Below are 12,826 nucleotides of genomic sequence, written 5' to 3' on the forward strand. Positions count from 1 at the left end.
CGTTGCGCCGCAATCGGAGGGAAGTAGCGATGAAAAAAATGGGATTTGTCCTGGCTTCGACGGCGAGCCTGCTGATGGCCGGCGCGGCCTATGCCACAGATGTCAAGATCGGCGTTCTGAATGACCGTTCCGGCATCTATGCAGACATCGCTGGCGAAGGCTCGGTCATCGCGGCCCAGATGGCGGTCGAAGACTTCAAGGCGACGGACAAGGGCATCAATGTGTCGATCGTCTCCGCCGACCACCAGAACAAGCCGGACGTCGGCTCGAACATCGCCCGCCAGTGGTACGACACCGAAAATGTCGATGTGATCGCCGATGTGCCAACCTCGTCGGTGGCGCTCGCCGTCAACGAGATCACCAAGGAGAAGAACAAGATCTTCCTCGCCTCGGGTCCGGCCTCGTCCGACCTCACCGGCAAAGCCTGTTCGCCCAACACCGTCCACTGGACCTACGACACCTGGGCGCTTGCCAACGGCACGGGCTCGGCCATGGTCGCACAGGGCGGCGATAGCTGGTTCTTCGTCACAGCCGACTACGCCTTCGGCCACGCGCTCGAGCGCGATACGACGGCGGTCGTCGAAGCATCGGGCGGCAAGGTTCTCGGCGCCGTCCGTCATCCTTTCCCCGGCCAGGATTTTTCGTCCTTCCTGCTGCAGGCACAAGGGTCGGGCGCCAAGGTCGTCGGCCTCGCCAATGCCGGCGGCGACACGATCAACGCGGTCAAGCAGGCGTCGGAATTTGGCATCACCCAGGGAGGCCAGGCGCTCGCCGCCCTGCTGATGTTCATCAACGACGTGCATGCGCTTGGCCTCGAAGTGGCGCAAGGCCTCGTGCTCACCAGCGCGTTCTACTGGGACAAGAACGATCAAACGCGGGAGTTCTCTGCCCGTTTCCAGGAGCGGAATGCCGGACAAAAGCCTTCGATGATCGAGGCCGGAGTCTACGCTTCTGTCCTGCATTACCTTAAGGCCGTCGAGGCCGTCGGCGACAAGGATGCGGCCAAGGTGATGGCCAAAATGAAGGAAATGCCGACCGAGGATCCGCTATTCGGCAAGGGCACCATCCGCGCCGACGGGCGCAAGCTGCACGACATGTATCTGTTCCGCGTCAAGAAGCCGGACCAATCGAAGGCTCCATGGGACTATTTCGAGACGGTAGCCACCATTCCGGCCGACAAGGCGTTCCGCCCGCTCGCCGAAGGCGGCTGTTCGCTCGTCAAGTAAGCGAGCCTCGCCAACGATGCGCCGAACAGCTCGGCGCGCCGTTTTGTCGATAAGTCAGCTGGAGCGACCATGTTCGAACTGCTTGGAATTCCGCCTCAGGTCCTGTTCGGGCAATTGCTGCTCGGGCTGATCAATGGCTCCTTCTATGCGGTTCTGAGCCTCGGGCTGGCGGTCATCTTCGGTCTCCTGAACATCATCAATTTCACGCATGGCGCCCAGTACATGCTGGGCGCCTTCGGCGCCTGGATGCTGCTCAACTATCTTGGCGTCGGTTACTGGTGGGCTGTGTTCATCGTCCCGCCGATTGTCGGCGTCACCGGCATCGTGCTTGAGCGCGTCCTGATCCGACGGCTCTATCACCTCGACCATCTCTACGGGCTGCTTCTCACATTCGGCCTGGCGCTGATCATCGTCGGCTTCTTCCGCCAGTTTTTCGGCGTATCCGGCCTGCCGTACCCGCCGCCGCCGCTTCTGAACGGCGGGTACAATCTCGGCTTCATGTACCTGCCCAATTCGCGCGCCTGGGTGATCGTGGCTTCCCTCGTCGTGTGCCTCGCGACCTGGTTCATCATCGAAAAGACCCGGCTTGGCGCCTATCTCAGGGCTGCGACCGAGAACCCGACCATGGTCGGCGCGTTCGGCATCAACGTGCCGCTGCTGGTCACACTCACCTATGGTTTCGGCGTCGCACTCGCGGGTTTCGCCGGCGTGCTCGCCGCGCCGATATATGCTGTCAATCCGAACATGGGGGCAGACCTGATCATTGTCGTCTTTGCCGTCGTCGTCATCGGCGGCATGGGCTCGATACTGGGCTCGATCCTCACCGGCTTCGGGCTTGGGCTGATCGAGGGCTTGACCCGCGTATTCTATCCGGAAGGCTCGGCGGTGGTGATCTTTGTCATCATGGCGCTCGTGCTGCTGGTCAAGCCCGCGGGTCTGTTTGGACGGAGTGTGTGATGACAACCGACACCAACCCGATCGCTATGGCGGCCATAACGTCGGTCGGCGCTGCGGGCATGCCCCGTCATCACCTTGCGATCTTCGCCGCGCTGTTCGTCTTCCTCGTCGCCGCGCCATTTCTGCTCTATCCGATCTTTGTCATGAAGGTGCTGTGCTTCGCGCTGTTTGCCTGCGCCTTCAACCTGTTGCTCGGCTTTGGCGGTCTCCTGTCCTTCGGCCACGCAGCCTATTTTGGCATGGCGAGCTACGTCTCGGCCCATGCGGCAAAGGTTTGGGGCCTGACGCCTGAACTTGCCATTATCGCGGGCACGCTGGTGGCAGCCGTGCTCGGTCTCGCCATCGGCTCCCTCGCCATTCGCCGCCACGGCATCTATTTCGCCATGGTGACGCTGGCTTTTGCGCAGATGATCTATTTCTTCTCGCTGCAGGCGGCGTTTACCGGCGGCGAGGACGGCATCCAGGCCGTGCCGCGCGGACATCTGTTCGGGCTGATCGACCTGCGTTCGAGCGAAGTTCTGTATTTCTTCGTGCTCGCCGTCTTCTTCGCCGGCATATTGCTGATCTATCGGATCATCCATTCGCCGTTTGGACAGGTGTTGAAGGCGATCCGCGAGAACGAGCCGCGCGCGATCTCGCTGGGCTATCGGGTCAACCGCTACAAGCTCGCCGTATTCGTGCTGTCGGCCACGCTCGCCGGCGTCGCCGGCGCAACCAAGGCCATCGTGTTCCAGTTGGCGTCGCTTACCGACGTCTACTGGACGATGTCCGGCGAAGTCGTGCTGATGACGCTGTTGGGCGGCATGGGCACGGTGTTCGGACCGATCGTCGGCGCGGCAGTCATCGTCACGATGCAGAACTACCTCGCGACATTCGGCGACTGGGTCACGATCGGCCAAGGCATCATCTTCGTTGTCGCGGTGCTGTCGTTCCGGGAAGGCGTCGTTGGGGTCCTGGCAAAATGGATGCGAAAACCGCTCTGACCGGGTCGCGAAAACCAGATCCACGGTCGACCAAGTGGGGCCGCAGCGACACGGCACACAGCGTGGTCAGCATCCTCAACTAGGCAGATTTCTCATCGGATGCGACAACCAGCAGTTCGAACGTCACGCAGACGGGGTTAGCGTCGCGGCGAAGGCGACCTGAGCTTATCAGACCGTCCATGCCGACCAGCGCGATGTCGAGCGTGCAACGACCGGAGCGCACGGCGCCGTCCGTGACGAGAACTTCCGTCGCATAGGAGGAGACCGCCGAGCCGTCGTCGAAATCCGCGCCGACCAGGCTGCCGATGCCCTGGATCGAGGCGTGGTCAAAGCCGTGCCGTCGGCAAAGTGCTTCGATCGCCTGGCCGATATCCTCGTTGGGCCTTACCGTGCAGATGGCGGCGCGGCGACCGCGGCGCTCACCCAGGAGCGGAGCCCTGATCGGCGCGAAAAGGCGAAAATTCGTCTCGGCGTCGTCGCGCACGTCGAACAGCGCGCCCTCGATACCCCAGGCGGTGACCTCAACCGGCTCCGCCAAGCGCGAGTCGAGCGGCAGGAGATGGCCCATGCGGCGCACGCCGTCGGGGGTGCGCCAGATGCCATGGCAATGAAAAAATGCCCGCTCGTCGCGCCGGCCGGCGACGAGGCCCGCATCCTCGATGACCGTTATGCCTTCCGGTGCGAATGTATCGCTGTACCACGCGGCGTGCGTGCCATCTGGAGAGGCGGCGGGGACGACGTAGCGCATTGGGTCAACCCGCGCGTTGCGCAGGCGGATATATCCGCTGCTGAATCCGGCGACCGCGAGGGCCTGCGCCACGGCGTCATTGATCGAGCTGCCGGCTTCAAGCCGCAGCGTCAGCGGCTCTGCGGCGCAGGGCATCGCTGCGAAACGTTCCGATGCGATCGGACCGGGATGGCGGATGCTGCGCATCGGAGCCATCTCAGGCGACAAGGCCGGCATGGATGAAGCCGCCATCGACGGCGAGAATCTGGCCGTTGATGTAGCTGGCCTCGTCTGAAATCAGGAAAGCCACCGCTCCCGCGATCTCGCGCGGCGTGCCGTAGCGGCGCTGCGGCACGCGCTCCAACCACTGCCGACGAACATCCTCGGTGTGGGCAGCCTGCGTCAACGGCGTTTCGATCGGCCCGGGTGCGACGGCGTTGACGCGGATGCCATCGACGCCGAGCTCATTGGCCATGACGAGCGTGAGCAGATTCTGACCGCCCTTCGATGCGCCGTAGGCGCTGCGGCCCTTGTTGCCGCAAAGACCAGAAACAGAGGTGATATTGACAATCGCCCCCGGCAGCTCCCGTTCAAGCCAGTAGCGCGCCGCAGCCCGCGAGACAATGAACGTTCCGGTGAGGTTCACGTCGACAATCCGGCGGAAATCCTCGACGCTGGTCTCGACCGACGGCCGGTCCATCGCTATGCCGGCGCAGTTCACGACCGCGGCGAGGCTGTGCGCGGCGGTGATCCGGCCGATGGCCTCGTCGACAGCCGCTTCGTCGACGACGTTGCAGACGATGCCGCGTTCCTCGCTGAGGCCGAGATCCGTGCAGGCCGAACCCAGCGCTGGCGCGGCGAGGTCGAGGAGGAAGACGTCGAAGCCGCGCTCGGTCAGCAGGCGCGCCGTCTCAAGGCCGATGCCCGATGCGCCGCCGGTGATCGCCACGGCGCGGCTTTGGTGGCTGCTGTTCATCGCCTGCTCCTCATGCCGAGAGCTTCGGCTCGGACGGTCCCAACTCGCCGCGGCGCTCCAGCTCTTCGCGAATCAACTTCTTGGCGATCTTGCCATAGGCCGATTTGGGCATCGTCTCCCACCACACGAAGCGCTTGGGCATCTTGTAGCGGGCGAGCTTGCCTTCCAGCCAGCGCTCAATCGCGATCGTTTCGCGCACAACGCCGGCGCGGGCGACGCAAACCGCGACGCCGACCTCGCCCCAGACGGGATCGGGAATGCCGAGAACGGCGGCTTCGCTGATGTCGGGATGGAGCAGGATCTTCTCCTCGATCTCGCGCGGATAGATGTTGGAGCCGCCGGAGATATACATGTCGGACGAGCGGCCGGTGATGTAGACGAAGCCGTCCTCGGACATGTGGCCCAGATCGCCGGTGCGGAACCAGCCGTTGCGGAACGCTGCGGCGTTGGCTTGCGGGTTGTCGTAATAGCCGGCGAAGACTGCAGGCCCGATCACGCAGATTTCGCCGGTTTCGCCCGGCGAGACGGCATTGCCGGCGTCGTCCTGGATCTCGACCTGCATGGCTGTGCGCTCGAAACCGCAGGTTCCGATGCGCGCCTGCGGGCCATCCTCGACGGAATGATAGGAAGGAGGCTGCACAGTGATATTGCCCGTGACTTCCCCCAGGCCAAAATACTGGACCAGAACCGGCCCGATCTTCTCGAGCGCCCGCTTCTGGTCGGCGCGGTACATCGGCGCACCGGCATAGATGACATGGCGCAACGAGGAATGGTCGAACCGGTCGACGCTGTCGTCCTCGACCAGCATCTTGAGGATGGTCGGCACGGTGAAGGCGTTGGTCACCCGCCATTCTTCGACCAGCGCCCAGACCGTCGGCACGTCGAGCTTGTCGGTTGGCAGCAGGATAGACTTGGCGCCGTGCGCCACCTGCACGAGTTGATGAATGCCGGCCCCATGCGACAGCGGCGCCACCACGATCGAGGCGTCGTCGCGCGTCGTGGCGGGCATCAGGTCGCACAAATGATTGGTGATGACAAAGCCCATCTGGCCATGCGTGAGCACGGCGGCCTTTGGCCGGCCGGTCGTGCCGGAGGTGAAGAAGAACCAGCAGGGATCGTCGCGATCGACGGCGACGCTGGCAACGGTCCGGCCGGCAAAACGGGCGGCGACGGCGTCGTAGTCATCGCCGAATTCGGCCGCGCCGATCGACAGGACGAAGTCGATCCCGGGGGCTGTTTCCCGGCAGGCAGCAGCATGAGCCGGGAAGCCCGCGCCGCAGATCAGGCCACGCGCGCCGCTCGCCTTGGCGAGGTAGGCGACTTCGTCCGGCGACTGGCGGTAGTTCGCCGGCACCCAGACGGCCCCGAGCCGGAAGCAGGCGAACATAGATTCGAACATCTGATTGCAATTGGCCGACTGGACGAGGATTCGATCGCCCTTTGTCACGCCGAACGCGTCGCGGAGTGCAGCGGCCATCGCGTTGACGCGCGCTTCCATCTCGCGCCATGTCCACTGCCGCTCGCGCCAGACGAAGCCAATATCGTGCGGATTGCGGCGTGCCGCCTGGGTCAAAAAATGCGAGAGGTTCATGACGCGCGTGGAGGAAGGCGTCACGCCGCCTGCAGCCATGGTCATGACTTCGCGCGCTCCAGCGACGACACGTAGACGAAGATGGCGGCGACGTCGCAGGGCTCGACACCGGCATGAGCAAGCGTGGACGCCGCTGCCGTCGCCATCAACTGCCCGGTGTTTTCCAATTCCGACTTTCCTAACGCGGAATGCGCCCGTCCGTCGGTGTGAGCCTCCGTCATTGTGACAACCTCCTGGTGCGCGGCTTTAAAGTGGGGTGCTCGCGCATATGCGCGCGCGAGGCGAACATCTGGGCAAGCCGTTCCTCGACGCGCTTTGCCTCCAGCATGAGATATCCGACGAGTTCGATTTGCCTTGCCGGCTGCATCCGGCTGTCGATCGCCGCGATCGACAGCGCGCCGACTGGCCGTGCGTCGGCGCTGCGAAGCGCAACCCCAACGCCCCAGGAATTGGCGACGATGCGGCCGGGATTGAGCGAATAGCCGTTGGCGCGCGTCGTCTCTACATCGCGCCGGATCTGCTCGACCGGCAGCATTGGGTAGTCGGATTTGAGCACCGCGTCGTTGGCGGCAAGCACCGCTTCCACTTCCTCGTCGGGGAGTGCGGCGAGCATGGCGAGCGAGCCGGCGCCGACGCCCAGTGGGTGCTCGAAGCCGGCCTGCAGCGCGTGGGTCCTGACCGGATAGGTCCCCTCCTCGCGATAGAGGCAGACTGAATATGTATCGCGGCGAACCGAGAGGAAGCTGGCATCCTCGGTCTTCTTCGAAAGGCGCAGCAGACTTTCCATCGAGACCTGAAGCAAGCCGAAACGTCGCGAGGCGAGGCTGCCCAGCACGTAAGCCTCCTCGCCGAGATAATAGCGCCGCGTCGTCTCGTCCTGCTCGATCATTCCCGCGCGCATCAGCGCCAGCAGCAGGCGGCGCGTTGTCGGCTTGTTCAGCCCACTTTCCTCGACGATATCGGAGAGGGAAACGCCGCGGTCGGCGTGCCGGCCGACCATCGAAAGAAGGCTGAGCGCCCGGTCGACGCTCTGCGAGCCGGTCTGATCGCGTTCTGGGGGCAGTGCGACGTCCATGGTCAGCGGAGCTCGCAGACGGCGCAGCTTTGGCCGCCGTCGACAGGCAGGCAAACGCCGGTGACGAAACGCGCTTCCTCGGAGGCAAGAAACACGGCCGCCGCAGCGACGTCCCACGCTGTTCCCATCCGCCCCATCGGCACCATGGCGTTGCGGGCGGCCACCATCTCGTCGGCCGAACCATACTGGCCGGAAATCTGCTTGTAGATCATCGGCGTGTCGATCAGGCCCGGCATGATGCAGTTGGCGCGAATACCTTGCCGCGCATATTGCATGGCCAGCGCCACTGTGGCCTGGTTCACCGCGGCCTTGGCCGCATAATAGGCGAAATAGGGATAGCCGACGTAGCGTATCGCGGCGAGCGACGAGATATTGACGATTGCACCGCCGCCGCCCTTGAGCATATGCGGCAACACCGCCTTGGCGGTGCGGTAGACCGGTCCGATATTGAGGTCGAGGGCGGCCTGGAACGCGTCCTCATCGAGTTCGACGGGACCGCCCATATGGGTCACGCCGACATTGTTGTGCAGGACGTCGATGGCGCCGAACGCCTCCATTGCCGCCGTTGCTGCCAGCTCGACTGAAGCCAGACTGGTCACGTCGGCTGACAACGCGATCGCCTGGTTGCCTTCGTCGCGGATGATATCAGCGGTTTCGGCGGCGGCCGCCGCAGTGAGATCGACGCAGGCGACGCGCGCACCTTCGCGCGCGAAGGCGACCGCCGCCGCCTTGCCGTTGCCCCAGCCGGGTCCGGACGACCCTGCGCCGAAGACAATTGCGGATTTTCCCCTGAGCCGGTCGACCACCATCGAATTCCTCGCAAAAAGCCGTGGCTGTTATCGGGCGGGCGAGCCACATGGCCTGCCCGCCCGGGAGCCGCCCGCCCTCAGGTCAGGCTGGCGCCAACAGCCTTTTCCAGGATGGCCCAGGCTTCGTCGCCATATTTGCCCTTCCACTCGGCGTAGAAGCCGGCGTCCTTCAGCGTCTGCCGGAACGGGGCCGCATCCGGATGGTTGATCTTCATGCCCTTGCCGACGAGCTCCTGCTCAAGCGTGGCATTGAGCTTGGCGACGTCCTCGCGCTCCTTCACGCCGGCCTCGTTGAGGTTCCTGGCGACGATCTCGCGCATGTCCTGCGGCATCTCCTCCCAGGCCCGCTTGTTGGCGAGGAACCAGAAGCCGTCCCACATGTGGTTGGTGAGCGAGCAGAACTGCTGCACCTCATAGAGCTTGGCCGTCGAGATGATGGCGAGCGGGTTTTCCTGCCCGTCGACAATCTTCGTCTGCAGCGCCGAATACACTTCGGCGAAGTTGATGCTGGCCGGCGCCGACTTGAAGGCGGTGAACATCGAGGTCCAGAGCGGGCTGACCGGGACGCGAATCTTGAAGCCTTCGAGGTTCGCGGGCGTCTCGATCGGGCCGACGGAACTGGTGATCTGGCGAAAGCCGTTGTCCCAGATCTTCTCCATGACGACCAGGTTCGATTTCTCGATCTCGCCGCGCACATATTTGCCGAGGTCGCCATCCATCGCCGCCCACACCGCGTCGTAGTCCGAGAAGGCAAAGCCGATGCCGCTGATCGAGGCATTGGCGACGAGCGTGGAAAGGATCAGCGGCGACAGCGTGAAGAATTCGACGCCGCCCGAGCGAACCTGGCTCAGCATGTCGGTGTCGGCGCCGAGCTGGTTGCTGGGGAATATCTGGATGGCGACGCGGCCGCCGGTCTCCTCGCGGATTTTCTCGACGGCTTCCTGCGCGCGCAGGTTCATCGGGTGGGTGAGCGGCAGGTTGTTGGCGTATTTGTAGTTGAACTCCGCCGCCTGCGCCCCGGCGTAGCGGATGGTGCTCACGAGCGGGATGGATGCGGCTGTGCCTATCATCAAGCTGCGGCGGGTGATGGTCATCGTCTTTCCTCCTGGTTGAATCCGAGTGGCTAGAGATAGGCTACCGACAGCGCCGGGACGGCGGCGATCAGCAACAGGCCGGCAAGCAATGCACCGAGGTAGGGCCAGATGGCGCTCATGGCCTCGTCGGGCGAGACGTCGCCGATCTTGCAGGCGATGTAGAAGCCGATGCCGATAGGCGGGGCCATGAGCCCGATGTTCATCGCCGTCACGACGACCATCGAATAGTGCACGTCGTTGATGCCCAGCCGAGCGGCGATCGGAAACATGATCGGCGCCATCAGAACGATCGCTGGCAGACCTTCAAGGACGCAGCCGAGAACCATGAAGACGGCGATGGTGACGAGCATGAAGGAGAACCAGCCTCCCGGCAGGTCGGTCATGTAGATGGCCAGCTGGTTGGCGAAGCCGGTTTGCGTCAGCGCCCAGGCCATTGCCGAGGCGGTGCCGAGGATGAGCAGGATGGCGCCAGACAGCGCCGCCGTCTCGACCAGCATGGCGTAGAATTTCTTCGCGCCGATGCCGCCATAAAACAAGGCGCCGATGACCAGCGCATAGAGCACGGCAATTGTGGAAACCTCGGTGGCGGTGGCGACGCCGCCGCCGACGGCGCCGCGGATCAGGAAGGGAAGCACCAGTGCGGGGGCGGAGACTAGCAGCGTCTTCCAGACGAGCGAGAACGGAGCGCGATGTACGCCTTCCATGCTTTCGCCCGAAGCCTTCCAGCGCGCGAGCACCGCAAGGACGAGCAACAGAACCACGGCGATGACGAAGCCGCTGGTGAAAAGCGCGGCGATCGAAACGCCGGCGACCGAGCCGAGCACAATCAGCACGATAGACGGCGGCACCGTATCGGCCATCGCAGCGCCGGTTGCGAGCAACGCGATCATCTCCTTGGGCTTGTGGCCGCGACGCTTCATTTCGGGGAAAAGTGCCGGAGCGACAGTCGCCATGTCGGAAACCTTCGAACCGGAAATGCCCGAGACGAGGAACATGGAGCCCAGCAGCACGTAGGACATGCCGGCCTTCACATGGCCGAACAGCGACGCCATGAATTCGACGATCGCCTTGCCCATGCCTGTCGCGTCGAGCACACAGCCGAGCAGGACGAAGATCGGCACCGACAGCAGGATGAGGCTCGACATCCCCTCGTCGATGCGGCCGACAAGCACGATCATCGGCACGTGCGTGCTGAAGGCGATGAAGGCGATCGTGCCGACGCCGAAACAGAAAGCGATCGGCACGCCGAGCAGAAGGCAGACCGCCACCACGCCGACGAGAAAGATGACGATGTTGGCGTAGCCGAGCGTGAGGAACAATGGCGAAAGCAGCCAGCCGAACACGGCCAGTGCGGCAATGACTGCGACAGCGGCGGCCAGGTTGGCGAGCGTCGCTGCGCGGATCGCGTGGCCCACGGCGATAACCGACATCAATGCCAGCCCGGCGACAATTGCCGAGGCGCGGAAGCTCATCGGAATGTTGAGCGCCGCCGAGGTGACGTACCACTCTTCCTGTACATACTGGCTTGCCGGCACGATCAGCGCGAGCAGCACCGTCGCCACGACGAGCAAAGCGAGGGCGTCCACGAAGTGGCGGCCGCGCTCGGGGATCAGATTGAGGAAGATGGTAAGACGCAGATGCTCGTTGCGGTCGATGGCGATCGCCGAGCCGAGCATGGCGAGCCAGAGAAAGGAGATGGAGGCGGCCTCATCGATCCAGACGATCGGCAGCGATAGCACGTAGCGCGAGATGACGCCGGCGAGCAGCAGGCCGATGACGAAGACGAGCAGGATCGAGGCCACCGCCTCGACCGGCCACATCAACCGTGACCCTGGCCGCGCATCCAGCACCTCGGCCGGCGTATCGACGATCATCGTGTTGTTGCTGGCGGCTGCCATGCTTCAAGCTCCTCCGCTCGGACCAGGCAACAACGCCTGCCTGAAAGGCTCACGCCGAAATCGGAACGAAGCGATCTCCTCCCGCTCGTTCCAGATCTTCGCACTTAGGTCTATATCATGGACCTATAATTTCGCATAACCGATTTTTGCCATGCAATCGCCTGTATATCAGCGACTGCGGCGAAAATGCGATCCATATTGTGGATCGATGAACCTAAACAGGACTATTCAGGAGGGGTTGCAACAAGACATGCAGCAGGGCGATCTCTCGATCACGCGCAATCGAGAAGCCAGGTATCATCGAATTCCATGCCCGCAGTGGCTGCTTCGCACGAGACGATCACTGTCGTTTGCGCGGCACGCGCGTGTGCAAGAACGGCCGCAAGCAAGTCCCGGTCCTTGCAGACATCGATGTCGTCGATAAGGAGCACGGCCGCTGATCGAACCAGCGCTCGTGCGGCACGGATCCGGGCGGCCTGCATGGCACTGATTTGAGGGGGCTCCAGTCTCTGGCCGCTGTCTGGCGGTCCATCGACTGCCAGGCCGCACAGCGAGGCCGTGGCGATTATCTCTTCCTGCGGGGTCGCTGAGGGCGCTCCCAGGGCTATATTGTCGACCATTGTAGCCCGCACCAACGGGATCGCCGGCGACAAAAGGGTGATTGCCCGGCGCCGGTCGCGCCGCGAAATCTTGTCGACAGGAATGTCATCGAGGAAAATCGCCAGGCCGCTGTTTTCCTCAAAACCTGCGATGCTGGAAAAAAGCGCGCTGCGTGCTTCAGGCGTATCACCGCCAAGCAGGATCGAGGCGCCGGGCGCGGCATCCAGCACTTTTGACGGCGTGCCGTTTCGGCAATGAAATTCGATGCGCAGCCGCCGGCCTGACGTCGAGCGCGGCAGGGGAACTGGATTCACAGGATCCGCAAGCACCGGCCTTGCCAGGATGGAGGCAATCCGGCGGCGGGACTCGACATAGGCAAGCCGATAATCGGCGGCGCGAGCGAGGTCGGAAAGCTGGCCAACCGTCAGTCCGGCGAGGAGCAATAGCGTGCTGAGATCGCCAACCAGCATCGCCGGGCGGCCCGAAAACGCATAGGCCACGAGAATGACGACGATCACGGGCATGACGAAGTCACTGGACGCGCGCGCAGCCCCCGACCACCCTGCCCGGCGAACGAGCCACATGTTGAGCGCTTCCGACATCCGGTCGATCTTGCGTGTGGACGTTCCGCTTTTGCCGAAATGGGCAAACGCCGCCCGGGCGGCAACGATGTCGCCGAGACGACCGGCAAGCCGTCCCCGCCTCCGCCGGCTTTCGCGGATGGCCCGGTGAAGAAACGGCAGGGCAACAAGACAGACGATCGACCAGGCAAGAACGCCGCAAAGCAGGAACGGCGCAACCCCTGGGACAAGCCAGAAGGCGCCAACCACGATGAGAACGACGGAAGGACCCGCAACAAAGAGGGAAGCCACGCCGTCGGCCAGCCAGGA

General features: G+C 63.7%; 12 protein-coding genes. 3 read left to right on the top strand and 9 right to left on the bottom strand.

The window, feature by feature from the left end; all coding sequences use genetic code 11:
* Positions 1 to 38: 38 nt before the first annotated feature.
* The 3 genes from AC0L2C_RS00640 to AC0L2C_RS00650 all read left to right on the top strand — a co-directional run bounded on the left by AC0L2C_RS00640 (position 39) and on the right by AC0L2C_RS00650 (position 3,166).
* The gene (locus AC0L2C_RS00640; RefSeq protein ID WP_413468402.1) at positions 39 to 1,226 is read left to right on the top strand and encodes an ABC transporter substrate-binding protein; all 1,188 of its coding nucleotides are present in this window, start codon (positions 39 to 41) and stop codon (positions 1,224 to 1,226) included.
* Between the two features lie 69 nt (positions 1,227 to 1,295).
* Positions 1,296 to 2,183 (top strand): branched-chain amino acid ABC transporter permease, encoded by an 888-nt coding sequence (locus AC0L2C_RS00645; RefSeq protein WP_023799665.1) that lies wholly within the window; start codon positions 1,296 to 1,298, stop codon positions 2,181 to 2,183.
* Complete coding sequence (locus AC0L2C_RS00650) at positions 2,183 to 3,166, top strand: branched-chain amino acid ABC transporter permease (RefSeq protein WP_473522458.1); 984 nt, start codon at positions 2,183 to 2,185, stop codon at positions 3,164 to 3,166. The genes AC0L2C_RS00645 and AC0L2C_RS00650 overlap by 1 nt, the downstream gene beginning before the upstream one ends.
* A gap of 79 nt (positions 3,167 to 3,245) precedes the next feature.
* Here the strand turns inward: AC0L2C_RS00650 and AC0L2C_RS00655 are convergent, their stop codons facing one another.
* From AC0L2C_RS00655 to AC0L2C_RS00695, 9 genes are all read right to left on the bottom strand, one after another.
* Complete coding sequence (locus AC0L2C_RS00655; RefSeq protein ID WP_473522459.1) at positions 3,246 to 4,100, bottom strand: PCC domain-containing protein; 855 nt, start codon at positions 4,098 to 4,100, stop codon at positions 3,246 to 3,248.
* A gap of 10 nt (positions 4,101 to 4,110) precedes the next feature.
* Complete coding sequence (locus AC0L2C_RS00660; protein WP_128167875.1) at positions 4,111 to 4,869, bottom strand: SDR family NAD(P)-dependent oxidoreductase; 759 nt, start codon at positions 4,867 to 4,869, stop codon at positions 4,111 to 4,113.
* Between the two features lie 10 nt (positions 4,870 to 4,879).
* A complete protein-coding gene (locus AC0L2C_RS00665) occupies positions 4,880 to 6,505 on the bottom strand; it encodes an acyl-CoA synthetase (protein WP_473522460.1) in 1,626 nt (541 codons plus the stop codon).
* Positions 6,502 to 6,681 (bottom strand): hypothetical protein, encoded by a 180-nt coding sequence (locus tag AC0L2C_RS00670; RefSeq protein WP_128167876.1) that lies wholly within the window; start codon positions 6,679 to 6,681, stop codon positions 6,502 to 6,504. The genes AC0L2C_RS00665 and AC0L2C_RS00670 overlap by 4 nt, the downstream gene beginning before the upstream one ends.
* On the bottom strand, positions 6,678 to 7,535 hold the full coding sequence (locus AC0L2C_RS00675; protein ID WP_473522461.1) for an IclR family transcriptional regulator: 858 nt from the start codon (positions 7,533 to 7,535) through the stop codon (positions 6,678 to 6,680). The genes AC0L2C_RS00670 and AC0L2C_RS00675 overlap by 4 nt, the downstream gene beginning before the upstream one ends.
* A gap of 2 nt (positions 7,536 to 7,537) precedes the next feature.
* Positions 7,538 to 8,341, bottom strand: a complete 804-nt coding sequence (locus AC0L2C_RS00680; RefSeq protein ID WP_473522602.1) for an SDR family NAD(P)-dependent oxidoreductase — start codon at positions 8,339 to 8,341, stop codon at positions 7,538 to 7,540.
* An 80-nt stretch (positions 8,342 to 8,421) separates the two neighbouring features.
* Complete coding sequence (locus AC0L2C_RS00685; RefSeq protein WP_473522462.1) at positions 8,422 to 9,438, bottom strand: TRAP transporter substrate-binding protein; 1,017 nt, start codon at positions 9,436 to 9,438, stop codon at positions 8,422 to 8,424.
* 29 nt (positions 9,439 to 9,467) lie between these two features.
* Positions 9,468 to 11,312, bottom strand: a complete 1,845-nt coding sequence (locus tag AC0L2C_RS00690; RefSeq protein ID WP_473522603.1) for a TRAP transporter large permease subunit — start codon at positions 11,310 to 11,312, stop codon at positions 9,468 to 9,470.
* Positions 11,313 to 11,608: 296 nt separating this feature from the next.
* Positions 11,609 to 12,808: an ABC transporter ATP-binding protein gene (locus tag AC0L2C_RS00695; protein ID WP_473522463.1), complete on the bottom strand. Its 1,200-nt coding sequence runs from the start codon at positions 12,806 to 12,808 to the stop codon at positions 11,609 to 11,611.
* Positions 12,809 to 12,826 lie beyond the last annotated feature (18 nt).

Source organism: Mesorhizobium sp. WSM4845, assembly GCF_055811455.1.

Coding starts and splice junctions, on each gene's coding strand:
- AC0L2C_RS00640 (WP_413468402.1), top strand. CDS start 39: ATGGGATTTGTCCTGGCTTCGACGGCGAGCCTGCTGATGGCCGGCGCG.
- AC0L2C_RS00645 (WP_023799665.1), top strand. CDS start 1,296: ATGTTCGAACTGCTTGGAATTCCGCCTCAGGTCCTGTTCGGGCAATTG.
- AC0L2C_RS00650 (WP_473522458.1), top strand. CDS start 2,183: ATGACAACCGACACCAACCCGATCGCTATGGCGGCCATAACGTCGGTC.
- AC0L2C_RS00655 (WP_473522459.1), bottom strand. CDS start 4,100: ATGCGCAGCATCCGCCATCCCGGTCCGATCGCATCGGAACGTTTCGCA.
- AC0L2C_RS00660 (WP_128167875.1), bottom strand. CDS start 4,869: ATGAACAGCAGCCACCAAAGCCGCGCCGTGGCGATCACCGGCGGCGCA.
- AC0L2C_RS00665 (WP_473522460.1), bottom strand. CDS start 6,505: ATGACCATGGCTGCAGGCGGCGTGACGCCTTCCTCCACGCGCGTCATG.
- AC0L2C_RS00670 (WP_128167876.1), bottom strand. CDS start 6,681: ATGACGGAGGCTCACACCGACGGACGGGCGCATTCCGCGTTAGGAAAG.
- AC0L2C_RS00675 (WP_473522461.1), bottom strand. CDS start 7,535: ATGGACGTCGCACTGCCCCCAGAACGCGATCAGACCGGCTCGCAGAGC.
- AC0L2C_RS00685 (WP_473522462.1), bottom strand. CDS start 9,438: ATGACCATCACCCGCCGCAGCTTGATGATAGGCACAGCCGCATCCATC.
- AC0L2C_RS00690 (WP_473522603.1), bottom strand. CDS start 11,312: ATGATCGTCGATACGCCGGCCGAGGTGCTGGATGCGCGGCCAGGGTCA.